General features: G+C 49.4%; 20 protein-coding genes and 2 pseudogenes. 10 read left to right on the top strand and 12 right to left on the bottom strand.

All coding sequences use genetic code 11. The features are described 5' to 3' along the window. Window positions 1-2 precede the first annotated feature (2 nt). Window positions 3-1,796 (bottom strand): glycerophosphoryl diester phosphodiesterase membrane domain-containing protein, encoded by a 1,794-nt coding sequence (locus EKM70_RS07585; protein ID WP_125546694.1) that lies wholly within the window; start codon window positions 1,794-1,796, stop codon window positions 3-5. Window positions 1,797-2,186: 390 nt separating this feature from the next. On the opposite strand from EKM70_RS07585, the gene adhE reads away from it, so the two are divergent. From adhE to EKM70_RS11615, 4 genes and pseudogenes are all read left to right on the top strand, one after another. Next, window positions 2,187-4,805 carry a bifunctional acetaldehyde-CoA/alcohol dehydrogenase gene (adhE, locus tag EKM70_RS07580; protein ID WP_125546692.1) on the top strand — a complete coding sequence of 873 codons (2,619 nt, stop codon included), beginning with the start codon at window positions 2,187-2,189 and terminating at the stop codon, window positions 4,803-4,805. 859 nt (window positions 4,806-5,664) lie between these two features. Continuing rightward, entirely contained in the window at window positions 5,665-6,261 is a 597-nt protein-coding gene (gene apf / locus EKM70_RS07575) for an aggregation-promoting factor (RefSeq protein ID WP_125546690.1), read from the top strand. 567 nt (window positions 6,262-6,828) lie between these two features. Further along, window positions 6,829-7,464 (top strand): aggregation-promoting factor, encoded by a 636-nt coding sequence (gene apf, locus EKM70_RS07570; RefSeq protein ID WP_125546688.1) that lies wholly within the window; start codon window positions 6,829-6,831, stop codon window positions 7,462-7,464. Between the two features lie 354 nt (window positions 7,465-7,818). Beyond that, window positions 7,819-8,036, top strand: a pseudogene (locus tag EKM70_RS11615) (aggregation-promoting factor C-terminal-like domain-containing protein); the annotation flags it as partial. Window positions 8,037-8,148: 112 nt separating this feature from the next. Here EKM70_RS11615 and EKM70_RS07560 read toward each other — a convergent pair. Continuing rightward, window positions 8,149-9,546 carry a YhgE/Pip family protein gene (locus tag EKM70_RS07560; protein WP_125546686.1) on the bottom strand — a complete coding sequence of 466 codons (1,398 nt, stop codon included), beginning with the start codon at window positions 9,544-9,546 and terminating at the stop codon, window positions 8,149-8,151. A gap of 260 nt (window positions 9,547-9,806) precedes the next feature. Here EKM70_RS07560 and EKM70_RS07555 point away from each other — a divergent pair, with 260 nt between their 5' ends. Continuing rightward, entirely contained in the window at window positions 9,807-10,394 is a 588-nt protein-coding gene (locus EKM70_RS07555; protein WP_125546684.1) for a TetR/AcrR family transcriptional regulator, read from the top strand. Window positions 10,395-10,453: 59 nt separating this feature from the next. Continuing rightward, complete coding sequence (locus tag EKM70_RS07550) at window positions 10,454-11,641, top strand: acetate/propionate family kinase (RefSeq protein ID WP_125546682.1); 1,188 nt, start codon at window positions 10,454-10,456, stop codon at window positions 11,639-11,641. A gap of 97 nt (window positions 11,642-11,738) precedes the next feature. On the opposite strand, the gene EKM70_RS07545 is transcribed toward EKM70_RS07550, so the two are convergent. The 3 genes from EKM70_RS07545 to EKM70_RS07535 form a co-directional block, all read right to left on the bottom strand. Then, a complete protein-coding gene (locus EKM70_RS07545; protein WP_125546680.1) occupies window positions 11,739-11,981 on the bottom strand; it encodes a hypothetical protein in 243 nt (80 codons plus the stop codon). Between the two features lie 398 nt (window positions 11,982-12,379). Then, a complete protein-coding gene (locus EKM70_RS07540) occupies window positions 12,380-14,002 on the bottom strand; it encodes an ABC transporter permease (protein WP_125546678.1) in 1,623 nt (540 codons plus the stop codon). Between the two features lie 5 nt (window positions 14,003-14,007). After that, on the bottom strand, window positions 14,008-14,904 hold the full coding sequence (locus EKM70_RS07535; RefSeq protein ID WP_125546676.1) for an ABC transporter ATP-binding protein: 897 nt from the start codon (window positions 14,902-14,904) through the stop codon (window positions 14,008-14,010). Between the two features lie 193 nt (window positions 14,905-15,097). Between EKM70_RS07535 and EKM70_RS07530 the strand changes: the two genes are divergently transcribed. The 4 genes from EKM70_RS07530 to EKM70_RS07515 all read left to right on the top strand — a co-directional run bounded on the left by EKM70_RS07530 (window position 15,098) and on the right by EKM70_RS07515 (window position 19,082). Continuing rightward, window positions 15,098-15,742, top strand: a complete 645-nt coding sequence (locus EKM70_RS07530; RefSeq protein WP_164506354.1) for a TetR/AcrR family transcriptional regulator — start codon at window positions 15,098-15,100, stop codon at window positions 15,740-15,742. Continuing rightward, window positions 15,729-16,388 (top strand): HD domain-containing protein, encoded by a 660-nt coding sequence (locus EKM70_RS07525; RefSeq protein ID WP_125546672.1) that lies wholly within the window; start codon window positions 15,729-15,731, stop codon window positions 16,386-16,388. Before EKM70_RS07530 ends, EKM70_RS07525 begins: the two co-directional genes overlap by 14 nt. Window positions 16,389-16,583: 195 nt before the next feature. After that, window positions 16,584-17,489: a phosphogluconate dehydrogenase (NAD(+)-dependent, decarboxylating) gene (gnd, locus tag EKM70_RS07520; protein WP_125546670.1), complete on the top strand. Its 906-nt coding sequence runs from the start codon at window positions 16,584-16,586 to the stop codon at window positions 17,487-17,489. Window positions 17,490-17,675: 186 nt separating this feature from the next. Then, the gene (locus tag EKM70_RS07515; RefSeq protein WP_125546668.1) at window positions 17,676-19,082 is read left to right on the top strand and encodes an MFS transporter; all 1,407 of its coding nucleotides are present in this window, start codon (window positions 17,676-17,678) and stop codon (window positions 19,080-19,082) included. 41 nt (window positions 19,083-19,123) lie between these two features. On the opposite strand, the gene EKM70_RS07510 is transcribed toward EKM70_RS07515, so the two are convergent. From EKM70_RS07510 to EKM70_RS07480, 7 genes and pseudogenes are all read right to left on the bottom strand, one after another. Beyond that, window positions 19,124-19,654 (bottom strand): DUF3278 domain-containing protein, encoded by a 531-nt coding sequence (locus tag EKM70_RS07510; RefSeq protein WP_125546666.1) that lies wholly within the window; start codon window positions 19,652-19,654, stop codon window positions 19,124-19,126. Window positions 19,655-19,921: 267 nt separating this feature from the next. Further along, on the bottom strand, window positions 19,922-20,653 hold the full coding sequence (locus EKM70_RS07505; protein ID WP_125546664.1) for a GntR family transcriptional regulator: 732 nt from the start codon (window positions 20,651-20,653) through the stop codon (window positions 19,922-19,924). A 49-nt stretch (window positions 20,654-20,702) separates the two neighbouring features. After that, window positions 20,703-21,176, bottom strand: a complete 474-nt coding sequence (locus EKM70_RS07500) for a GNAT family N-acetyltransferase (protein WP_125546662.1) — start codon at window positions 21,174-21,176, stop codon at window positions 20,703-20,705. A gap of 16 nt (window positions 21,177-21,192) precedes the next feature. After that, window positions 21,193-22,599: a C4-dicarboxylate transporter DcuC gene (dcuC, locus tag EKM70_RS07495; RefSeq protein ID WP_125546660.1), complete on the bottom strand. Its 1,407-nt coding sequence runs from the start codon at window positions 22,597-22,599 to the stop codon at window positions 21,193-21,195. 12 nt (window positions 22,600-22,611) lie between these two features. Beyond that, complete coding sequence (locus tag EKM70_RS07490) at window positions 22,612-23,559, bottom strand: nucleoside hydrolase (RefSeq protein WP_404819865.1); 948 nt, start codon at window positions 23,557-23,559, stop codon at window positions 22,612-22,614. A 400-nt stretch (window positions 23,560-23,959) separates the two neighbouring features. Continuing rightward, complete coding sequence (locus EKM70_RS07485; protein ID WP_125546656.1) at window positions 23,960-25,132, bottom strand: DUF5776 domain-containing protein; 1,173 nt, start codon at window positions 25,130-25,132, stop codon at window positions 23,960-23,962. A gap of 541 nt (window positions 25,133-25,673) precedes the next feature. After that, a pseudogene (locus tag EKM70_RS07480) lies at window positions 25,674-25,998 on the bottom strand (transposase); the annotation flags it as partial.

Genomic DNA, 25,998 nt, shown 5'->3' with positions numbered 1-25,998 from the left:
TTTTATTGTGTCTGTGACTCTAAGGATAAGTCGTTCATGAAGGTTAACAACAGGTTGGCATAGCTCGGGTGATCCGTGTTGTCCTTGATTTCCTGTTGAATCGTTCTGAGGTTATTGGTGATGACGCCATTGACGCCCAAAAACATCATTTGGTCGGTCTGCGTGGCATCGTCAATATCCCAGGCGTAGACCCGCTTGTGGCGCTTCTCGGCCTGGTCGATGAAGGTGTCGTTGAGTGTCGTCGACTCCATCGTATAGGCGTTAGCCTTGGTGTGAGGGAAGGTGAGGTTGTACGGCATGATGTAACTGACGAAGAGTTTCGGATAATCCGTCTTCAAAGTGTTCATGGTGCGGTAACTCAGGGTGTGAACCTCGTCGTGATTGGCCAGAATGCGCTGCCCAAATTGACGGTAGAAGCGGGCTGGCAAATCCTTTGAATCATGGCGACTGGTTTTAATCTCAATCAGGAGTTTTTGTTTGTGCTTGATGGCCGAATTGAGGTAAGCCTCGAAGCTGGGAATCTTCGCCTGGTAGCCATTTTCGGTGACGGTTACCGCGGTGAGTTGTTTCAACGTCATCTTGGAAACGCTACGGTTTAACCCGGCTAAGGTTTTGAGATTGCCGTCATGCATGACCACGAACTGGTGATCCTTGGTTTCGCGGATGTCCATTTCGACGTAATCGGGGTGTTCCCGGCTGGTCTTGACCATGGCGGGGATGGTGTTCTGAACGCCGTTGCCGTGGTCCACGCCCCGGTGGGCAATCGTCAGGGGCCGACTCATAGCGAAGCCGTTAAGATAGACGAGATTGAAGGTGACCAGCAAGCCGGAAATGAAGATGACCCCACCCGTAATGAAGAGTCGAGTTCGGAGCTTCGTCTTCGCGGGCTCGTGGAACCGGAGAAAGGTCGTGGGCGTCAGGCGTTGGCCCTCATGACTACTGAGAATAACCATCATGAAGATCACGGTGCTGTAACAGACAACAAATTCGGTAATAATTTCCATGACGAGTAGGTTAATTGTGGCTGCGGCTAGTCCGAAGTGGGTGTGGTCAAAACCTAATTGTCCGAGGTAGATCGCGACGTAGATGGCCCAAATGGTGACAGAGACGAATGCCAAGGTAATCAGGATGCGACTAAGGTAAGTCCAGAAATGGCCGCGGGTTCGCTGCCAACTCAAGCGAATGGCTTGGCGGCTGTGCTGTTGATCAAGAATCATCAGGGGGAGTACACTGATCAACCGGATACCGAGGTAGGCAGCCCCCACGTAGAAGAGTCCCAGCGCCACGGCCATGATCGGTTTCTCCAAGAGATAACTGACAATAAATGCGGGAATCTTGGCCTTGCTAAGGAGAGGTGTGGAGAAGAGCTCACTCCCAAAGGGAATAATGACGATGAAGTAGCCAATAAAGAAAAGAAAGGTGCTGGGTGAGGCGCCGGCAATGCTGCGGACGGTGTCGCCTAAGACCGCTAGAGAGCTCTGTGGCCGTCCGTGGCGAATGTTGGTTATTCCCAGTAACAGGTAGGCGAACTGCCAGTAGACCAGCGTAATAATCGCCAATAGAATCAACGCCAGGCCAACGAGGGCCAGTGGGTGAGAAATGACGAGTGACCCGATATTGGTATAAGAAATATATGGGACGTGTTGCCAACGCATGAGTTCGGCTGTCAGCCAGGTAAAGGCTGGAACGGCCAGATAGCTCACAACGACATTTGTCATGAAGACCAGGGTAACATAGCTGCCCCAGTGATTGAAAAAGTGGTGGGTGGCTTCCCGCCAAAAGGCCCAAGGTCGCATGCGATCAATCCTTCTCCCCTAAAATTGTTTTGCTATCTTTACTTTAGCATAGAGTTTCCTAAAATATTTGAAGAATGACGTGGTGAGGCTTAAATATCTGGGAAAAGACGGACGTTTCGCGGATCGATGAAAAGGTCACTGCAGGGCATGTGAAAATGAAACAGTCTGAAAGTGACAAGATTCACACAAATAAAATTCAACGAGCGCTTAAATGTTTATGTATGCGCTTACATGCCTTTGTAAGGCTAATACTGATAAATCAACGTTTGATCAGTGCCGAAACTTTTTGTGATCTTTTTAACATAAAGGCCTTGCAGAAATTTCAAGACGTGCTAAGATATAACTCGTGAAGAACTTAACAAGACTGTTTTCAAAAACGGAGGCATAAGCATGTTAAAGAACGTGAAAGAAAATCCAAAAACCAAAACAATTGAAAAAACCGAAACTGTTGACCAGATGATTGACCGGTTGACGGCTAAAGCCCACGACGCTCTGTGCGCCATGGATGACTTTACCCAAGAGAAGGTCGACCACATCGTCCACCAGATGGCAATTGCTGGATTAGACCAACATATGGCGTTGGCTAAGGCTGCCTTCGAAGAAACTGGCCGGGGTGTCATGGAAGATAAGGCCATTAAGAACATGTTTGCCACTGAAGAAATTTGGCATTCGATTAAGCATGACAAGACTGTCGGCATCATTAAAGATGACCGTGAACGGCAACTGATCACCGTTGCCGAACCCCTGGGAATCTTGGCTGGGGTAACGCCAGTGACGAACCCCACGTCAACGACGCTCTTCAAGTCTTTGATTGCCGTGAAGACGCGAAACCCAATCATCTTTGCCTTCCATCCGCAGGCACAGGCCTCATCCGTGATGGCTGCCAAGGTGGTTCGTGATGCCGCTATCGCTGCCGGTGCCCCAGAAGGCGTGATCCAGTGGATCGACAAGCCAAGTTTGGAAGCGACGACGGCGCTGATGAATCACCCAATGGTTGCCAGTGTCTTGGCCACCGGGGGTCCCGGCATGGTAAAGGCGGCTTATTCAACCGGTAAACCTGCCTTAGGGGTTGGTCCTGGTAATGGTCCGGCTTACATTGAAAAGACGGCGAAGATCAAGCGGGCTGTCTATGACATCGTGCTTTCCAAGACGTTTGATAATGGGATGGTCTGTGCTTCTGAAAACAGTGCCGTCGTTGACCAAGAAATCTATGCTACTGTTAAGCAAGAGATGCAAGATCGCGGGGTCTTCTTCATTAAGAAGGCCGACGAAAAAGCGCTGGCCGATGCGATGTTCCGGCCAGAGGGTGGCGTTAAGGGTCCAATTGCCGGGATGTCTGCGGTTAAGATTGCGGAATTGGCTGGGATTGAAGTTCCCGCTAACACCAAAGTCTTGGCAGCCGAATTGAAAGGTGTCGGGCCAAAGTTCCCACTCTCTCAAGAAAAGCTGTCCCCAGTGATTTCCATTTACAAGGCGAAAGACAAAGCGGATGCCTTCCAAATCTGTGACGACCTGCTGCACTTCGGTGGGTTGGGTCACACGGCTGGCATCCACACGACCAACGACGATCTCGCCACAGAATTTGGGATTAAGATGAAAGCCAGTCGAGTCCTCGTCAACACGCCTTCCGCTATCGGGGGGATTGGGAACCTTTACAACGAAATGATTCCTTCATTGACGTTGGGAACCGGGTCATGGGGGAAGAACTCCGTGTCTCATAACGTTTCCTCATTTGATCTGTTGAACATCAAAACTATTGCAAAGCGGCGAAATAATATGCAGTGGATTAAATTACCTCGCGTTTACTTTGAAAAGACGTCCGTTCGTTACCTCGACGACATGCCTGGCATCAAGCGGGTTTTCCTGGTTACTAGTCCATCGATGGTTGAACTGGGTTACATCGACACCGTCTTGAATGAATTGAAGCGGCAACCAAATGGGATCGAATACTCCCTGTTCTCTGACGTGGAACCTGATCCAACCACCGATACGGTTGAACGTGGGGTTGCGCAGATGCGGACCTTCAAACCAGATACCATTATCGCTTTAGGTGGCGGGTCACCAATCGATGCCGCTAAGAACATGTGGTTATTCTACGAAGACCCTAACGCTAGTTTCTTCGGGGCTAAGCAGAAGTTCTTGGATATTCGGAAGCGGACTTACAAGTTCCACAAGCCACACAAGGCCCAATTCGTGGCCATTCCAACGACGTCTGGGACTGGTTCAGAAGTGACGCCATTCTCCGTCATTACCGATTCCAAGACGCACGTGAAGTACCCATTGGCTGACTATGCGTTGACGCCTGACGTGGCAATTGTAGATTCGCAATTTATCCAAACGGTCCCCAAGAAGACGGTGGCTTACTCCGGATTAGACGTGTTGACTCACGCTATCGAATCCTACGTTTCCGCTATGGCTTCCGATTACACGCGACCATGGTCGCTGCAAGCCATCAAGCTAGTTATGGATAATCTGACGGCTTCCTACAATGGGGATGTCACGGCCAAAGAGGAAATGCACAACGCCTCAACGTTGGCCGGGATGGCCTTCGCCAATGCCTTTCTCGGGGTGGATCACTCGATTGCCCACAAGTTAGGTGGGAAATTCGGCTTACCACATGGGTTGGCGATTGCCATCACCTTGCCACACGTTATCCGGTACAACTTCCAGGAACCAACGAAGCTGGCTATGTGGCCGAAGTACGAAACCTTCAGAGCTGATGAAGACTACGCTCAGATTGCTCGTTACCTTGGCTTAGCTGGGACGACTAAGGAGGAGTTGAAGGAAGCTCTCGTGGCTAAAGTCATTGATTTGGCACACTCCGTTGACGTTACCTTGAGTTTGAAGGCTAACGGCGTGGACAAAGCGCACTTCGACCGGACCGTGGACAAATTAGCTGAATTGGCCTTCCAGGACCAATGTACGACGGCCAACCCACGGGAACCACTTGTGTCTGAATTAAAGCAAATTATGATTGATGAATACGACGGAAAGAACGTCGAAGAATAGGCGACACCGGGCGGTACTCCAGCGAGGGTACCGCCTTTTTTATGCTTCCTTTTTGGTTTGAAAATAGACCAAAAAAAAACCGCCTGCTGTGGGTACGCTTCGGCCTGGGGACCAGGCTCCTCGGCCTTTGACTTTGAAGCCCCACTAAGAAGCGCGGGTCTTCAAAGTCAAAGGCCGAGGAGCCCACTCGATCTTACGCCATCGTCATCACCCCTGACCTCCTCCGACTACGGTAGCGAATTGCCATGAAATGGCGTGACGGTAGCCAATATTTGAGGTGAAGTGGTAGTCGATTTGCTGATAGGGTTAATGGCAAATGTTGCTAGATGTCGACTAAGTAGCTGTTTCTCAGTAGTATTTATCAAAAAACAGATCGGTTTTCTACTATATTAATAACTGCTAGAAGTTAACATCTCGATGAATGGGTGAGCCGCTGTTCGGAGTTTGTTGTTGAGGACTTATTTGGGGGAGGGTCACTAAGAAATAAGCATTTTTATAAAAAATCGGAGGTCCCGGCCCCTAATTTTGATAAAAATGGGGGTGATCAGACGTGAAATTTGGGTGACTTTGCGTGAAAGAAGCTGGAAAATGTCAAAATTTCATCAGATTATCATGAAAAATGACAAATTTTTTCGATTTTTCGGTGCAAAAGACACGGGAAAAAGGGTCTCTTTTTGGCTAAAATGGGTAAAAAGTGGGCAATTAAAGCGGTTTATATGACAACCAGGTAACAAATATTACGGAATGTCATACTGTAATATTTTTCTTAACGCTGGTGTAACCTAACACCAATCTCACTGACATAACCATCAGTTATTCTAATAGCCGTTAAGCAAACAAAGGAGGACATTCATTTATTATGAATATCAAAAAAGCTTTAGTTACGACTCTTGGAACGGTTGCCGTTGTCGGTGCCGGTTTCTTCGCCACTAGCGACACGGCAAATGCCGATGTTAAGGTTACGGTCAAGCAGGGGGATTCTGTTTGGTCATTAGCTAACAAGTATGACTCATCTGTAAATGCTATCGAAAAGGCAAACAGCCTGGCTAACAGCAACTTGATCTTTGTTGGCCAAAAGTTGAACGTGCCAAGTAGCACGCAAACGACTTCGACTAGTTCCGCTAACGTTGCTAGCCAAAACTACAACACCACTAGCCAAACCCAAAACACGACTTCTACCCAACAACAAACCACGACTAGCAGCAACACCGCTGCTTCTACTGGTGTGTCTGGTTCAGAAGCTAGTGCCAAGGCTTGGATTGCGGGTAAGGAATCTGGCGGTTCTTACTCAGCACGTAACGGTCAATACGTTGGGAAGTACCAATTGAGTTCTTCTTACTTGAACGGTGACTACTCAGCTGCCAACCAAGAAAAGGTTGCCAACAGCTACGTTGCTTCCCGTTACGGTTCATGGTCTGCTGCCCAATCATTCTGGCAAGCAAACGGCTGGTACTAAAACTCAGCTAATTTAACGTTTAAATTCAAGTAAGCACAGCGGATGCAGGTCCGCTGTGCTTTTTTGCTGCGCTGGAAAATTGCGGGGTCAAGTCAACTCAGCTTTTTCGAAGACAAACAGAGTTGAACACGGAACGTTGCGTGAAAATGTGGCGTGGTTGCCGCGAGCAGCCTCCCGATAGCGACGAACTTCCGCCAAGTTTTCTTTGATAGAATCGGGTTATCAATGTCGACTGTTACCTATATTAGGAAGAAATAGTCAAAAACTATCTAAATCCCCCCTTTTTTTCCGAAAATTCGCGGTATGTTGCGGCAAAAAATACTGAAGATAGCCGCGGAAGCTCCAATTTTTCTCGCCCAACCGTCATACCGTAGCAACATAAGCCCCGGGAACCCCCCGTATGTTGCGGCGTGGTTAACCATGTTACGGTTTGTCATGTAAGGCGATTTTTCTTAACCAGGGTGTAACGCAGCAACAACCACCGTGTAACGTCCACAGGTTATGATAGGTCTCGTTAAGTAATTGAGACACAGACCGCTTCACCAATCAAAGGAGGACATTCATTTTATGAATATCAAAAAAGCTTTAGTTTCTACATTAGGTACTGCCGCAGTTTTAGGTGCCGGATTTTTCGCCAGCACCACTTCCGCTAACGCCGACGTCCGGGTGTCGGTTAAGACCGGAGACACGGTTTCTAAGATTGCCAACCAATACAACTCCAGTGTGTCATCAATCGAAAAGGCAAACGGCTTAAAGAACGTTAACTTAATCTACGTGGGTGAATCTCTGGTTGTGCCATCAGCTTCATCAACCAGTACGACTACGACTAGCAGCCAAGCTTCAACGCCTAGCCAAGCCACCACTTCGACTTATTCTACGAATACTAACAACTCTGCCAACTACACTGGCACTAATAACTACAGCAGCCAATCTGCTTCTACTGGGACGACTAGCGCCGCTTCAACGACGTCAACTTCCGGTAACAGTTCATCCGCTAAGGCATGGATTGCCAACAAGGAATCTGGTGGCTCATACTCAGCTCGTAACGGCCAATACGTCGGGAAGTACCAATTGAGCGCTTCTTACTTGCATGGGGACTACTCTGCCGCTAACCAAGAAAAGGTGGCCAACAACTACGTGACCTCTCGTTACGGTTCATGGTCCGCTGCCAAGTCATTCTGGCAAGCAAACGGCTGGTACTAAAATTAGTCGACTTAATTAATTGAAATCAATAACGATGGTGGTTCTTCTTTGGGAGAACCACCATTTTTGTGTGCTAAGTGCTGGTGTGTCAGGGATTGTGTGCCTTATCAGTGGGGAAATGGCAAAGGTTTGTCATCATTTTGTAACATGCATTCAATTTGCCTGTAACAGTCGAGGCCTATGCTGGGGTTACTGAAGAACACCAGACAAGGAGGAACCAGCTTGAAATTAAAGGCACTGTTGATGACGATGTTAATGATGGGGACGTTGGTTCTTTCTGGCGTGACGGCGCTGGTGGGGTCAACCACCACGGCCGAAGCTAAGGTTACCTACGTTTGCAAGCTTTCCAAGCAAGAGCGGCAGGCAAAGAAGTGGATTGCCATGAAGGAATCCGGTGGAAACTACAGGGCACGAACGGTCTTTACTATGGTCGTTACCAGCTCACCCGGTCCTACTTAAAAGGGGACTACAGTAAGGCTAACCAGGAGAAGACGGCGGATCGATACGCCCATAGCCGTTATGGTACCTGGGTCAAGGCTAAGCGCCACTGGTTGGCTTGTGGCTGGTTCTAAATCATGATGAGTAGCGGCTCGGGATTTTCCTGGGCTTTTTATTTTGGCGTTTGCCAATAAATAAAAATGGCGTCAAATTCAGTATCTACGCTGAATTTGACGCCATTTTTAATTAGGATTCGGCGAGTGGATCTTGTTTCATAAGCAGGTGGAACTTGAGAACGATTAGTAGGTTGAATCCCACGATCATAGTCAGGAGAATTCCCCAAGCGGTATTGGTGCCGGTATTCGTAGAGATGGCTGACCGTAAGAGATCGATCAGGTAGGTCATCGGTAGCCATGGATTGAGCCGTTGAGCGAAGGAGCTGACCAATGGTGTCGGGTATAAGCCGCCAGAACTTGCGAGTTGTAGAACCAAGACGATCGAGATGAGCCAGGTGCCGAAGCCACCGAGTAGGAGTCGAAGGCAGAAGATGAGGGAAAGAAATAGAACTGATCCCAGAAGAATGGCCCAGAAGAGGGCGGACTCCGAGCGGACGGTTAGGCCGTTAGCTTGTCGTAGCGTGAAGAAGAGTAGGCCACTTTGAATGAGTGCAACCACCCCGACGACACTGGCTTTGCTTCCCCACCAAGTGAGGGCTAAGCGTGGTTTGCGGTAAAACATCGCTCCGTCATACATGGTTCCCAGGGCAATCCCACCGACGTAGAGGCCAATTGCAATGGCGAACGGTGCCATCCCGGTACCATTATTGGGAACCTTGGAAATATCGTGGCTTTGAACCGCCACGGGTTGCGCTAGAGCCATTGCTGTTGCCGTGGTATCGGCAATTGTTGCGAGTTGTTGATGGCCATTAGTGAGAGCTTGCCCCATCGTAACGGATCCTTGCTGAAGACGCTGAATACCTTGCTGTGAAGCAGTTAAGCCCATGGTCAACGCTTGATTATGAATCGGTGTCGTGGCGGTCAGAAGTCTTTGCGTTCCCAGACCAAGTTGCTGGCTCCCAGCTGAGAGAGCAGTCGTTCCCTTGGCCGCGGCAGCCATGCCAGCAGATGCGCCGTGGACAGCAGTTAAGAGAGCTTGAACGTTCAACTGTGTGACTTCTCGGCTGACCTTGGTCGTAATGCTAGTGGCCATTCCGCTAGTAATTTTGGAAACGATGAAGTTTTGGCCGGAGTTTTGGGTGTAGTGAAGTTGCATTTGCTGGGGATGAGTCGTGAGTAAGGTCGTCGCGTCCTGAGAGAAGTCGCGGGGAACCGTGACGACGAGATAAACTTTCCCGGATTTTAGTTGTCGCTCTGCCGTAGTTGCCGAGAGATGGTGGAAGTCGAGGCTGTCAGATCGAATGAGGTTGTGGGTGAGTTGTCGGCCAATCGCAATCGTTTTACCATGGATCGTTGCTGGTCGGTCGTGATCCACGATGGCTACGGGAATATCATCGGTATGACCATAAGTGTTCCACATGGACGATAGGTAAAGGTAGCAGTAGATTGCCGGGATTAGGGCAATCATGAGTAGAACTAGAATCAGAGATTTGTGTTGCCATAAAGCGTGCCATTCACTCTTTAACATGAAAATCCCACCTTTCGAGGAGCTGTTGCGTTGCTCTAAAACACCCTTAGCGTAAGGCCACCGGCCAAGTGGTGCAATCGACAATATAGGTGGAAGTGTTGGGTAAAAATGACCAACATTGTCGTGAGTTTTCCCATAAAAGGCTGGCTTGATTAACTGAAAAGGCCAACAACAGGTTTACCGGAAGTGTTGATTGACGCTGTTAAAGAAAAGTTATCTAATTGATTTAAAATGGCGTGATTCAGTGAGGAGATGAGGGCATGGAGACAGATACGCGGGTTCTGACAACGGAGGTTAAGTTGCAGCGGGCTTTCGTTAAATTGCTGGCAGACAAGGGATTTGACCGTCTCACAGTTCGAGATTTAGCTCGTGAAGCCGCGATTAATCGCGGAACCTTTTACCAGCACTATTTGGATAAATTTGATTTACTAACGAGCTATGAAAATGAGCTGGTGGGAGCCGTGCAGGGGATTTTTACACAGTATCCCAAGCCAATGGGGAAACCGGTACCGGATCAGCGGGATGCTTTTTGGCAATTGTTTCAATATTTGTATCACCAACGGGCTTTGAGCGCCACATTATTGCGGTGTCCGGCGTCAAAGATTGGCCCCCGCCTCAAGGCACTCATTGTGGCGATTGTCGCGGTTCCAGTCGATGGTGAAGCTGCGATTCCACAAGACATTGCGCAGGAGATCGTGGTCCAGGGAGTTCTCGACTTCATTCGTTATTGGTTGACGCGTGACGTGATTTTATCTCCGCGGCGAGCCTACGCGATTTTCAAGGTAACACGGACGCTTTCACCCCAACAATTAGTCGGTGACAATGAAAGCTTTTCAAATAATTCTTGAAAGCGGATACAAAGTTGATTACACTAGTAATTAACTGAGAAAAAGCGTAGGAGGAAATTATGGGAAAAACATTGGCGATTAACGCGGGAAGTTCAACACTGAAGTGGAAACTCTTTGAAATGCCAGAGGAGACGGTCATTGCATCTGGTTTGGTCGATCGCTTAAATCTGCCCGGCTCGATCTTTAAGGTCAAGCTGGCCAACGGCGAAAAGTTTACGGATACCCAGGACAACATCACCAATCAAGAAGCGGCGGCCATGGTATTGACACGCCTCAAGTCCTACGGGATTTTGGACCACTTGAGTGAAATCACCGGTGTCGGTCATCGAATCGTCGCCGGGGGTGAAATCTTCAAGGATTCTGCGCTGATTACGCCGGAAGTCTTGGACCAGATCAAGTCTTTAAAGGACTATGCACCACTCCACAATCCAGTTCAGGCCTATTACATCGAGGTCTTCCAGCAGTTATTGCCTGATGCCCAACAGGTTGCGGTCTTCGACACCTCCCTGTATACGGATATGCCGGCTGTGAACTACATGTATAGCCTGCCTTACGAATACTACGAAAAGTTTGGGGCCCGTAAGTACGGGGCTCACGGGACTAGCCACCGTTACGTGGCGCACCGAACCGCAGAACTTCTCGGCAAACCCCTAGAAGACCTGAAACTGATCACCCTGCATTTGGGCTCTGGTTCCTCGGTCACGGCGTTTGACCACGGTCAGGCCCTCGATACCTCGATGGGTTTCACGCCCCTCGCAGGGGTCATGATGGGGACACGTTCGGGGGATATCGACGCTTCCCTGGTCGCCTTCCTGGCGGAGAAACTCCAGATTGATATGCCAGCCATGGTGGATATTTTAAACCACAAGTCTGGGCTGTTAGGGGTGTCCGAATTGTCACCCGATCAACGTGACCTGGAAGATACGCAAGATGAGCGGCCCAAGTCCAAGCTGGCTTTGGACATGTTCGTTAACCGCGTGGTCTGCTACGTAGGAAGCTATGTAGCTGAACTCGGTGGCTTGGATGCCATTGTCTTCACGGCTGGTTCCGGTGAGAATGGGATCGCCATGCGCCAGGCCATTGCTGATAAATTGGGAGTCTTCGGTGTTGCCATCGATCCCGCTAAGAATGACTTCCGGGGTGAAGAACATATCGTGAGCCCCGATGACGCGGCCGTTAAGGTGCTGGTCGTGCCAACTAACGAGGAACTCATGATTGTTCGCGACGTGAACCGTCTGTCCCACTAAATCCTGTTGTAAAAGGCCGATAGGCCGCTCTGAATTTTAAAAGTAGGTAATTGGGCCGCCTGCGGCTGCCAGGGGTTACGCCTGCTGTGGGGACCGCCTACAGCCAAAGGGCGGGCTTCCGGCTCGCTTGGAAGCCCCGCTGAGAACCGCGAGTCTCCCAAGTCGTCCCAGTCTGTAAGGCCGAGAAAAGCGCTCGGTCTAACAGACTCGTCACGGCTGGCTCCACCCCTGGCCTCCTCCGGCTCAGGTAGTGAGTCGTGGCGGCCTGATGACTCTTGTTGGAATTGCCAGAGTCATATGCTGGTAGCACCAATTTAACAGTCAAAAAGCCCTCAACCACGCAGTTTAGCATGGTTGAGGGCTTTACAATTGCTGCGATTGTGAGACTGCTTGCGAGTCAAGATGACAGACAAACATACTGGTTCAGATTGAACCTCGTTGTTAGAACAGTAGTGCCCAATCTGGTATTGTGGTTTGCCATCAGATAGAAAGTATCAAATTTTGAACGGCCATGTAGCGGTTAAAAACCAATCTAGCCGGAGGAGGTCAGGGATGGAGCCGGCCGTGGTGGTGGCGTTAGACTGAGCGTTTTTCTCGGCCTTACGCCACGGGCGACTTTGAAGACCCGCGTCCCTGGCGGGGCTTCAAATCGAGCGAGAAGCCCAAGGGGCTGAAGCGTCCCCACAGCAGGCGTAATCCCTGACAGCCGCAGGCGGTCGTCTACATCCATTTTCACTCTTATCTCATCTGAAGATCCCGACGGCGGTAACCTAGCCAACCAACGATAACCAGAACGATAGCTAAACCAATCATCCAGCTAAAGGTTGTCCAGTCGACCGCGTGTTGCGGAATCCGAGGCATCCAGCCAGCAGGGGTGACATTCTTAACCCAGCTAGGCAGCTTGAGTAGGCTCCCCATGTAGACGGAGACAAAGCCCAATGCCAGGTAGAGCCAGGTAAAGGTCTTGATCCGTGGCCAGCAGCCAACGAGTAATACGGCAATTCCCAGAAAGACCCAGATTTCTGGAAGTTGTCCGGCAATACCTTGCCAGAATTCGTGGGCACTGATGCCGTCCTTCACGTGATCCAGACTGGCATCCCCCATGATGACGATGCCACCCAGACCGCCAATGTAGGCCAGAGTGCTGGTTAGAAAGGCGGGACCCACGTAGCTGAAGAAGAGGCGGGTGCGGCTCACTGGCCGCGCGTAAACGGCTTCCAACCAGCCCCGAGTTTCGTCGGTGTGGGCCTTTAAGATTAGCTGAATGCCAGGGATGGTGGCCACGGCGGCCATGACGACGGCCAGGAGTGACGTGAAGCTTAACAGGACTTTGTGGTTAGCCTCGTGGACCATGGCCGCGCCGAAGACCTGTTGCATCGTCGGGTTAGTTTTCAGAATATCACCGATGGTATTAAAGACCGTTCCGTAGGCAACTCCGAAGATGATGACCGCTAGGATCCACGCAATAATAACATTGCGTTGACGGCGCCACAGTAGGGAAAGTGGTCCCCGTAGAAGTGCTGAAGCGTGACGCTTACCGGGCCGGGTGGTCAGTGCACCGGCACCGAGGTCTCGGCGATTGTTGGCCATGACGGCCAGACCAAAGAGAATCAGGGCAGTGCCTAGACTCAGCCAGACGGGCAGCCAGTTGGCATCGTTGTACGGCGCTAACTTTTCCACCCAACCCAGTGGGGACCACCAGGTGAGCTTGGGATGCTGAACGTCGGTAATCATCCGAGCTAAATAGCTGATTCCAAAAAGAGTGTAGGCGAGTCCAGTGGCGCTGGCAGAGTGATCCGCAATCTGGGACATCAGGAGGCCCAAGAACCCAAAGAGGAGGCCGGTGGTGGCTAAACCTAGACCAATCAGCCAGTTCCCTTCAAGGGTGGCACCCGGCATGTTAGCGGCGGTTAAACCGACGCCGTAGAGGATACCTAGAAGGCCGTTAACGATGACTAGTTCCCAGGCCGCGGCGGCTAATGGGGCGGCCGTGCCAACGGCGTGGGCTCTCACAAGTTCGGTGATTCCTAAGTCTTCCTCGCCACGGGTGGCGTGGATGCTAAGGGCGAGGTTCATGACGACTTGAATCAGTCCCATGAATAGGAGCATTTCGTTCGCAAAGATTTCGGCAGTAGTGACCTTCCCTTTGAAAGTGAAGGCCCCAAACATCGCCATAATTCCGGGACTAGCGAGAGTTCCCTTGATGGCCGCAATTTCGGATTGCGTGCCGTAGATGTCTTGAAATTTCCAGGCCACACTAGCCATCAGAGCGGCTAGAATGACAATCCACATGAGAATCCGGAAGCGATCGCGGCGAAAGGCTAACCGGATCAGTTGACCGGTACGTCCATAACGTGACATGGCGATCACTCCTTTCCCGTGTAGTAGTGCATGAAGAGATCTTCAAGAGTTGGTGGCGTACTCTGTAGGGCCATGACCTGGTGTTGCGCCAGGGTAGCCATGATGGTGGCTAATTGCGAATCTTCGACGGCAAATTGCCACTCGTGGGCTTGATGGCCAGCGGTGACACCGTGAACCCCGGGCAGGGTGGTCACGTCAAAGTCATCGCCCAGCGTAACAGTAACCATGGTGCGCGTCAGGTGGCGCATCTCAGCGAGACTCCCGGTCTCGATGATTTGTCCCTCACGGATGATCCCGATGCGGTCACACATGCGTTCCACTTCGGAGAGAATATGACTTGAAAGCAGGACGGCCTTGCCACGTTGCTTTAAGTCTAAGACGGCTTCCTGGAAGACCCGTTCGTTGAGTGGATCGAGCCCAGAGGTTGGTTCGTCAAAGATGTAGAAATCGGCATCTTGGGAGAAGGCGGCAATCAGCGCCACCTTCTGGCGATTCCCTTTGGAGTAGGTCCGCGCCTTCTTGGTCGGATCAAGCCCGAACTGTTTGATTAGGGCATCGGTCTTGTCGGAATGGGCCGTGCCGTTCATTTTGAGTAACAGATCAATGATTTCGCCCCCGGTCAGATTTGGCCAGAGGTACACGTCGCCGGGCACATAGGCCAGACGTTGGTGGATCGTGACGCTATCCTGCCAGACGTCCTGACCGAAGATGGTAGCCGATCCGCCAGTCGCACGGATCAACCCCAGAAGTACCCGGATCGTGGTTGATTTACCAGCACCGTTAGGTCCAATGAACCCGAACACCTCACCGGCATTCACACTGAAGGTGATATCTTTTAATGCTTGAAAACGGCCAAACTTTTTCTGTAACTGATGAATTTGTAAAATAGGCTGTGTCGCCATTTGAATCCCCTCCTCACGGTTATTAAATCGCTATTATCGTAAGCCTTGGTTTGGGGGAAGTCAATATAAAAGTGAACTATTTATCTAAAATAGTTCACAAAATTTAAATACGCTGGGGATGAATGTGCTAAAATAATAACAGCTAAGAAGAAACCGCTGACATTTAAAAAACAGGCAAAGGGACGTGAACCAAGTGGCAACGAACCAAGAGAGAAAGGACCAACAGCGGCGTAAAATTCTGGCCGCCGCAACTAAATTATTCCTCCGGGATGGCTATAAACCCACGCACGTCAAGGGGGTCGCGGATGAGGCCAATGTGTCGCAGGTCACCCTATACAAGTACTTTGATAGTAAGTATGACTTGGCCCACCAGGTCGTCTTAGACCTGATCGTGGGAGGCTATGCCCAGTACCGTACAGTAGTCGACGACCAGAAAAAGTCATTTCGTGAGATCGTTCAGTTCATGATGAAGACCAAGGTTAAGGTGTCCGCGGGGATGAGTCAGGACTTCTACAACTTCACGGTGGCGGACATGCAAGGAAAGTTCGGTAATGGGGAGGCCAAGGCCACCTATGATGCCGGCAAACAATCCTTCTGGGATGCCGTGATTCAACGCGGGCGCGATGCGGGGATGATTAATCCGGATATCTCCAATGCCGCTTTGACGATGTATCTGGACATGTATGTCGATTATTTCAGTTCGCCGGATCATGATATTCCAGAATATCGGCAACTGATTGACCAATTAATGCAATTATTCTTCTATGGGTTCGTTGGGGTTGCCCCGGACGCGGTGGAAGGAAAAACTTCTAAGGAGCGTAAACATGACGGAAAATGATGTTTTAGCAGCAGTTCGAGTCTTTTCACAGAGCAAGATGGGGGATGACGAGACCGGGCACGGCTTCGATCACATCCAACGTGTCGTGAGTTTGGCGGACAAACTCGTTCAAGAATATCCTGAGGCCAACCACGTGCTAACAGTCACCGCGGCCTACCTTCACGATGTCATTGACGAGAAGTTGGTTGAAGACACAGCGGTGGCCAGTGCTGAGGTACGAGATTTTCTCACCCAGCAGGGTTTCAGTACCGCTGACAGTGACACGGTCTTTCTGATTATGGACAACATGTCTTATCACAAGACGATTGATGGGACAGCAAAGCCATTGCCATTGGAAGGTCAAATTGTTCAGGATGCCGATCGGCTGGATGCAATCGGGGCAATTGGGATTTCTCGCGCAATTTATTTTGGTGGTCATTTTGGCGAAAAGATCTACGATCCAGCTGTTAAGCCCCGAACAAGCATGACACATGCGGAATACCGAAACCTGGACAACGAAACCATTATTAACCACTTCTATGAAAAGTTATTAAAGCTGAAAGACCTGATGAACACCGATGCCGCTAAGCGGGTGGCCGAACACCGCCAACAGGTGATGCGCGATTTCTTGGCAGAATATAAGGCAGAGTGGAACGCTCAAGCTTAAAGTCCTGATGAGTGATCGGTCATTTTTTCAGTTATTTTCTTCACAAGATGACAAATGCAAAATCCCAGTATAACGGGTTTCTTAGTTTGTTTTGTATATTATTTACAAAAATATCTTGAAATCTGTAACTTTTTTTCATATACTAGGAGTCGTTAGGTTGATGCGAATTTTCGATTAAAGGAAGGAACTTAAACCATGAAGATTGGATTAGTTGGATTAGGAAAAATGGGTAGTAACTTAGCTCAAAACATGATGGACCACGGAAATGAAGTTGTTGCGTTCGATTTGAACCAAGACTTCGTCAATGACGCTGCGGGATTTGGTGCGCAACCCGCAACCTCACTCGAGGACTTGCTAAGCAAGTTAACCACGCCCAAGATTGTTTGGTTGATGTTGCCAGCCGGCAAGCCAACTGACTCGACCATCACCACACTGACGGAAAAGTTGAGTGCGGGCGATTTCATCATCGATGGTGGGAACTCTTTCTGGAAGGATTCGGCAGCCGCTGCTAAGCTGGCAGAAGCTCAAGGCATCAACTTCTTTGACTGTGGGACTTCCGGTGGTCAATCCGGGGCCCGCGAGAATGGGAACTTCATGATCGGTGGGACGAGTGCCGAAGCTTTTGAAACTTTGAAGCCACTCTTTGAAGGCATTTCCGACAAGAACGGTTATCTCTACACTGGTGCCGCTGGCTCTGGTCACTATCTGAAGATGGTCCACAACGGGATCGAATACGGGATGATGGAAGCCATCGGTGAAGGGTTCGATGTTCTGGCGCACAGTGACTTCGATTACGATAACGAAGCCGTTGCCAAACTTTGGAATTCAGGTTCCGTGGTTCGTTCATGGCTGATGGAATTGATTCAAGAAGCCTTTGCGGATGATGAGAAGCTGGATGACATCAAGGGTGTTATGCACAGTTCCGGTGAAGGTAAGTGGACCTTGCAAGAAGCCCTCGACCAACAAGTGGCAACGCCAGTTATCGGGCTTTCCCTGATGATGCGTTACCGCTCAATGGAAACCGACACGATGACGGGTAAAGTTGTTGCTGCCTTGCGGAACGGTTTCGGTGGTCACGCGGTCGATAAGGCTAAGAAGTAAATTTTTAAATTGAATTTGTGGTGGGGACTGGCAGTGATGCTGGTCCCTTTTTTCTTGGGTAGGAGTAACTATCTTTACCCACTGCAGGTGGCACGATTTAAGGAAATATAAATTCCCCCATGCATTTTCCGGAAAATGTGCGTATGATAGTAAGCAGTGACGCTAATTTGAAAGAGAGATGTTAAAATGACGCAAGTAAATTCTGACCCAGATAAGGTCTCGCGGAGTAACTTAATCGCCATCTTTGCGGTAGCGCTGATGGCCTTCCTGGGAATTCTAGTGGAAACTTCGATGAATGTGACATTCCCAACGTTAATGAAAACCATGCACGTGTCCCTCAGTACCGTGCAGTGGATTACCACGGGGTATCTGTTGACGGTAGCGCTGCTGATGATTACCTCGGCCTTCCTCAAACAACGCTTTACGAATCGACAACTCTTCGTGGCGGCCGCGACCGCTTTTATTTTGGGCGCTTCGATTTGTGCGCTCGCACCCAGTTTTGGAATTTTATTATTCGGTCGGATCATCCAAGCCGGTTGTGCCGGGATTGCCATTCCGTTGATGTTTAACGTGGTCATGGAAAGTGTGCCCCGCTCGCGCCTTGGGTTCTATATGGGGATGGCCGGGTTAATCCTTATGATCGCGCCGGCCAGTGGCCCAACCTTCGGGGGAGTCATGGTTTCCTTGGCTGATTGGCGGATGATTTTTTGGTCCACAATTCCGGTGGAAGCCCTGGTCTTACTCCTGGGTTTCCGGGCCATTAAGCAGTTCGATCCCGTGTCGAAGGTTCACTTCGATTGGCTTCAATTTATCCTACTCGCCATCGCCTTTGTCAGCTTTACGATGGGGGTCAATAGTCTCAGTACCGCGGGTCTCCTGAGCTGGGAATTCCTGGGTGGCGTTGGCCTGGCTCTTGTGATGATTTGGGGCTACATTCACCTATCCAAGCACAGCGAGCATCAACTTCTCAAACTAGAAATCTTCAAGAATCCCGTTTTCACGTTTAGCTTCTTAGCCTACGTGAGCCTGCAATTCTGTAACATTGGGATTAACTTTGCGCTCCCTAACTACGCCCAAATTGTCGTGGCTGCGAGTTCATTAGCCGGCGGGATGATGTTACTTCCCGGAAGCCTGGTGACGGCGTTGCTCCAACCTTGGTTTGGCCACTTGTTGGATGCGCACGGAGCGCGGTTGCCAATCTTACTGGGAAGCAGTCTCTTTACCTTAGCGGCGGTCTTCTTCACCGTATTGGGGCAACACTTGAGTGTACTGATCATTGCGATCCTTTACGTTTTATTCAGTATTGGCCGGTCAATGGCTTTCAGTAATACCCTGACAAATGGATTGAAAGAGGTTGCGCTGACACAGCGAGCCGATGCCAATGCCATTTATAACACGGGGCAGCAGTTCGCTGGGTCCTTAGGAACCACGATTCTGGCGGCCTTGATGTCTTCAGTTAAGACGCCAGGATTGTCCAATGCGCAACAGACGGCGCAAGGAAGTCAGTTAGCCTTTGGCTTGATTCTGGTTCTGAGTATTCTTAACTTTGGCCTATATATGATTGTGTTCAAGCACCAAAAAACTGATAAGTAAAAAATATGGACGACTGGCATTTGCCGGTCGTCCATATTAGGTTAGCGATGAAATTTAAGATATAGCCAGTAAAAGATAACGATAAAGATGCTAAACTCAGCGACTCTGCCGAGGGCAGCTTCAATATTATTGAGTAAAATCAAGTTAGCCCAAATGCTAGTCTTAGATTCGATGGCATCAATGGCAGCAAAGTACAGGTAGGTTAGGCCGCCATAAAGCCCGCCAGCGCCGATCCCCGTGGTAATTGCCTGAAGCCAGACTGGTTGTTTGCGGCTCAATCGCTGCTGTTTGCGGTTCCCAATACCGAGCACGTAGCCCGCTCCTAGCAGATATACAACGGTTCCGGTTAGAAAGAAGAGGCTAATGAGAGCTAACCAGGAGAGCGCGGTGGTGGGATGATGTTGGGCAAAGATACTCGTGATGATCGGGGCCAGGAAAACGTAGATGGCCCCCCAGAGGAGCGCCTTGTCCTCGATTCGCTTGGCCGCTAGGCGTTTGGTGTCATCGAACTCTCCGTTAACACCGTAGAACCAGATACTGAATTTGTCATGAAAAGGGTGGTTATTGGTCATGTTGTTACCTCCCCGAAAAATGATTTAGAAGCCCACTCCGAAGGGCTTCTACCAAGCTTCAGTATAGCCATGGTGGCTACCCGTGTCGAGAAAAAAAGTATCCGAAGGTTAGTTCGGATACTAAGGTGAAAATTAACCATTACTGTTGTCGAAACGTGCGCCAAAAGGCAGCCGGTTCCGCTTAAATCTGGTAACTAAATAATCCAAGCCCGGGATTATCCAGTTACCAGCCTTAATGCTCACCGGCTAACCGCCTTCTGTCACACTCTATCGTTCTCGATTTTGAAACTTAATCGGGTAGCGATTGAGTGTGGTGCGAAACACGTCACTCGGCACGTAATACTTGTTTTGAGCCAGCCGTTGGCCATTGAGACCGAAGACATCTTCGGTCATGAGCACCAACGGTCCCCGACCGACGAAGGCGCGGCGGAAGGTTGACCGATCACGTTCCGACACGGTGATCGTCAGCTGAGAGCTGGCGGCGTGTTGGTAGAGATTCTTTTCCAAAAACTGGGTGATGCTGGCCGAGTCTTCCAGGTCGATGTCGAAGGTCTTAACCGTTTCCGGCATGATGATCGCGAGGTTGTTGGCCAGGTTGCCATCGTCATTTTGATACCAGATGTTGAGCGTGTAGTAGGGTTCATCGGACCGATGGAAGAGCTGGTCGGTGAAGGCACTCGGCAGATTCTCATGGTAGTAGACTTCCCGGTCGGTGACGGGGGTGGTCAGGCTTTTAAAGATCGGTGAGTCGAGGGACTCGATGCCCCGCTCACTGAAATTGTTTTCCCGCTTGATGAAGTGACCCTTTCCGTGAACACTGACGAGCACGCCGTCTTCCTTCAGTAGGGAGAGGGCGGTACGGAGCGTGACACGGCTAACGTCAAATTCAGTGCGGAGGACCTCCTCGGACGGGAGTTTTTCCCCGGGGATGAGTTGGCCCTGCTTAATCATTTTTAATATTTGGTTATAGACTTGAACATATTTGGGTGAACGGTGCATTCATAAGCCCTCACAATCTATTTCATTACAAACTCATTTTAGCATGGGTTTAGTTGAGAGCATAATTATATTCATAGAAGGCGCCATAGGCTGTCCGGTCTGGCATGAGAAACTCACGAGTGAGTTGAAAGTCAGCCTTTTCGAGCAGGTGTATCATGGGCCGGTTTGTATGATTGGTGGTGATCTGTAGGCTAGTTAGGTCGCGACTGGCGGCGACAGCGATCAGATCCTGTAAGATCTGAGTCGCCAGGCCGCGCCCCCGACATTCGGAGTGCACCATCAGGCGGTGGAGCTGTAACGTGTTGTCTGCCAGGGTAAGGGTAATGGCCGCGTGTTGTTGGCGGCCATACAACCATAGGAGTTGCTGGTCAATGTCGGCCTGCAGGGTCTCTGGATTGGGATAACGTGGATTCCACTGGGTAATACCTGCCTGTTGCATTTGGCGTTGGGCATCGGCCAGTAGCTCCGTTAAGCCGGGTAAATCACTGGACTGGGCAAGGCGCTTGTTCAGGGTTGCAATCATGACTATCTCGCCACCTTTAGAAAATCATGAGGGACATCACGAGCATCATGATAACCCCAAAGACCATGGGTACCGAGGTCCGTTTAACGATCTGAACCGGAGAAAGCTTCGTGGTTCCGGCAACAATCAAGACCACGGCTGCGACTGGGGAAACGGCCCGCAGAAGGTTCCCAGCCAGTTGCATGGGAACGGACAACGCAACTGGTGAAATTCCAGCAGCCTTAGACAGTGGAATAATCAGAGGAATCATGGCAAAGATCAGGGCAGTCCCACTCCCACTGAGCAAGACGATGACGGCGGTGAAGAGCACCATGACGATTGGCAAGACAATCCCCGAGCTACTCATGTGTTGCATGGTATCTTGAACCAGGTTAATAATTCCGATGGACGTTAACCCTTGAACGAAGACCTGCGCCGAAACCAGTAGGGCTACGATACCCATAACGGCACCCATCCCGTCGAAGAAGGCGTTGGTTTCCTTCAAAACCTGACGAACCTGGTGCTTGTAGGAGAGTTCGACAATAACAGCAATGACGAAACTAATCAGACTGACCACTTGAACACTGATTTCGAACTTAGTGCCAGCAAAGATATTGGTGAAGAAGACCACCAGTAACAGCACGATTGGTAACAGGGGTAAGAGACCGTAGACAAAGCCCTTGAAGCCGGTGTAATGCAGATCCTCGGTTGCCTTTTGGGCTTCCTTGTCGTCACTTTGCAGCAGTTCTTGTTCATAAGTGAGTTCTTCAGGGTGCTTCTTATCCTGGTATTTCTGCCAGAAATAGTGCACTAACGCAATGGCAATCAACGTTGGAATGGAAACCAGCGCGTGTTTCTGGAAGACGTAGTCGGTAACGGACATGTGAAGCTGTGCGGCCACGGCAACGTTGTCAGAACCCAGTGGGGTTGGGACAATGGTTGCGGAGGTCCCGATGATAGCGGCCGCCGTTAAACGTGACATTCCAGTGGCCCGCAGGACGGGATATAAGGTTGCTAATAAGATAATAGCTAAGTTGGAAGCACTTGGCACAACCAGGGAGAGTAAGTTCCCTAATAAGAACACGATTGGCACCAAGATGTAGACGGATTTGATTTTCGCAATCGGTTTTGTCAGGGCGTGAACCGTGACTTGGTTAGCGCCAATGTAGTTCATGTAGGCACTGTACCCACCCAGGATTAAGATCACGAACCCGGGACCGATTAAAGTATTTGAGAATTGATCAACGATCGCCTGGAAAGGGTTGAGCCAGGTCAACCCGGTGGTTGCGGAGACGTCGATCTTGTTGCCGAGAATGATGGCGACGTACATCAGGATTAACCCTAAGGAAAGTAGGGCCATCTTAATGTCATTTTTCTTCAAGAGCATGTAAACCAATACGGCAACGGCAAGGATACCAATGACAGAAATTAAAATCGCATTCATGAATAGTCCCTCCTAGGGTTTTACGGTTTGACTGATAGCATCTACCAGCCAGTCACTGAATTGTTCTGAATCAACATCGGTTGCGACTGTCGCGTTGTTTGGCAGGTTCAGGTAGCCGCGGAGGTCCATGAGTGAGGCTCCGGCGGTCATGGTCCCTTGCGTCTCGATAGCAACGTGGGTCTCAACTTCGGTAAACATCTTGGGATTCAAGATGAGGCCCATGGCTAAGGCATCATACATGTGAAGACCAGTCTTGAAGCTGCCGCCACGGTAGCGAGAGAAGAGGTCGTAGAACATGTCGCCGACCTTGCCAAATTCCTTAATCTTGGCTGAAGTTTCGGGCATGACTTTGGCTTGGCGGCCAACTTCCATGGGGGCAATCCGAATCTTTAGGCCACTGTCCATGACAATCTTGGCGGCTTCGGGATCGGACCCAAAGTTGAATTCGGTCAGGACACCGAAGTTACCGCGGCCCAAGGCACCACCCATCAAGACCAACTCGTCGATATTGGCGAGATCTTGGGGGTAGAGGTGGATGAACAGGGCAATATCGGTCAGTGGGCCGATGCCGACCAGCGTGACCTTAGCGTCGCTGTGAGCGACCACGTCGTGCATGGCCTCAACGGCTGTCTTTGAGGTGTCGGGGAATACCGTGGGTTCAGGGAAAGGATAGCCGTCCATCCCGGTCTTGCCGTGGACACCACTGGCGTCACGTACGGGATACAGCAGCGGCTTGCGACTTCCGGGAACGATGGCCACGGGCTTTTCCAAGAAGCTCAGTAGGCGTTGCGTATTGAACGTTGTTTTTTCAAGGCTGACGTTACCGGCCAAGGGACTGATGAGTTTAACCTCGAGTTGATCACTGAAGAGGGCGATGGCAATGGCCACGGCGTCGTCAATGCCGGGGTCGGTACTGATGATGACGGGACGTTTGGTTTGAGTTGTATTTGGCATGAGCATAAGAACTCCTTTGAAATTTATAATAGCGCTTACACGGAGTATACAACGTCGTCTTAAATAATACAACGTTGTATTTAAAAACGATGACTGGGATCAATTATTGAGAACCGTGAAAAATCAGGAATCATGCGGATTGTGGGAATTCACAAATTAATAATAAAATTGATAGTGCGGTGTAACATCAATGGGTTAACGGATGGTGTAAGCTTGTGAAAAGTGCGATAGAACAGGAGTCTTAAGGAACTAACAATTGATTATGTAAAAAATTACTGGTTTACCGTTTTACGATAAAATAAGACAACTTGTATTAGTTAATTCAGACAAGTTGTCTTATTTAAAAAAACTTGATGACACGAAAAAGACCCACGACGGGAACGTTGTGGGTCCAAAGTGAGTTGTCTTATTTGATGATTTTAACAAGTTTAGGGTTCCCGGTAATGTAGCCACCAGAAATCTTGTAGCGCTTGGTGCCAGAGATGAGTTGGTTGTGGCCATAGGAGTAATCCCAGCCCTTTACCGTAAAAATGTGACCTTTGCGGTAGTGCTTGAGACGGTGAGTGAGATCGACGTCGCTATAAAGATTGCGACCACCCTCGGCTTTAACGCGGGTGACCCACTGAGGTTTATCGGTGGTGACGTATCGTTGATTACCAGTAACATAGGTGCCATTGGCAAGCTGGTAGCGCGTCGTGTCGCCATCTTTGACAAGTTTGGTTACAGCCACTTTTGATCCTTGTTTGAGATGGTTGAGTTGATCGCTAAAGTCCGTTGCAGTGTGCGTCCAGATTCCCTTAGGATTTGTGACGTAAAGAGTCTTGGCCGTTTCATCTTCGAGGAAGAGTTTACCCACGTAAGCTGATTTGGCCGTGATATAACTGCCATCACTTAACTCGTAACGTGGATTGCCGGCCTTAGATTGCGTCGTGTTAACGACGGTGAATACTGGCGCATAAGCACTCGGCTTCGTGGCGTACTTGCGAATCCGTTCACTCTTCTTGAAGTCAACGTGTTGGTAACGGTAAAGCTTTTGTTTGCCGTAGACCCGGAAACTTTGGGAAGCATTCGGTGCCGATGTGGCCGGGCTACTGTTTTTGGTATAGGTAATCGTAACTGCTTGTTCTTTTGTGGAATCGCCGCCATTTTCGAAGGTGACGCTGTTGGCACTAGCTGTGTATCCGGAAATTTCAGGGATTAGCGTGTGATTATCATCTTGGTAGGTGTTACCGCTGATCCCGGTAATGACCTTTGAAGCTGTATTTCCTGTGATGGTGGCGTTAATGTCCTGGAAGACTTTTTCAGGAAGATCGGTACCATCATTAGTCTTGTAAGTGATCCTTGTGTGGGTATTGATAGCTCTTGTGGGTACAGTGTAGTTAGAAGCTGGGTCTCCGCCAGGAACATCCTTATAGGTGATGACATAAGTTTTTAATTGCGACTGCAGGGTTGGTTCATCGATCTCACTATTCTCTTTCTTGAAGATTTCAGCGTCATTGTTAAATAGATCTGTAAGTGCTGAGACAGATCCTATATTCGTGAGGTGATAAAAGATGAGGGCAGCCTGTCCTGCTGTCAAAGTATTATTTGCTACTTCACTTATTAGGCGATAGTTTTCGAGAAAAGTCCCCTGTTTCATATTACCAAATGTTTCGTCCGCTGTTATGAACTTACCTAATACAGGTGGGTTGGGAGCAGATGAAAGGGGGAGTGCATAGCCCACAGAGGGTAAGCCTGGTCCACTCATGGTGAAGTTCGTAGAGGGAGTATCGTCAGCTTGAGCAATTGATTGATGACTAGTTGGATACATCTGGGGCAGTGTTATTCCACCAATTGTTAGGAGACTAAGTGCTGCAAGATAGGCAATATAGCATTTATTAATTTTCATTGTAATGCTCCTTTGATTAAAAAAACCATTTGGGTATGACGTCGCCTAAACGTCATTTTTTCGGAAAAGGTAGCTTAATTTTATTGGCAAACGGTTACATTCATCATTAATTATACGCACGAATTGAGATATTTATTGGATAAACTGATAAATATTTATTTGTCGATTGAATCTTTTAAAGACTATATCAAATCCAATTGCCTACTACCGTTGAGATTACCACTAATGTTAATTAATTAGCGTCAAAAGAAAAAGAGGCTGTGACATAACTGACCTCTATAGGACAAGAATAAGGCACGAAACCGAATTTTGGTTTCGTGCCTTATTTCTATGATCTTGATTCTTAATCCATTTTTCTCTAGTAGAGACTAACTTGAGGATGTTCAATGCCAGAACGAGGATTCCAGTTTCTTTTTTGACCTTTTCTAGGCCGCGTACCGAATAGCGATGGAAATGCAAATAAGCCTTCGTCTTGCCAAAAATTGGCTCTACATCAATCTTTCGACGCCCATAGATAGCCTTGTTTTCTGGTTTTGAAAGCTGTGTGCGTTCCTTAG

This window comes from Levilactobacillus lindianensis, assembly GCF_003946095.1.
Lineage (GTDB): Bacteria > Bacillota > Bacilli > Lactobacillales > Lactobacillaceae > Levilactobacillus > Levilactobacillus lindianensis.
This window is presented reverse-complemented; position numbering and strand designations above follow the sequence as displayed.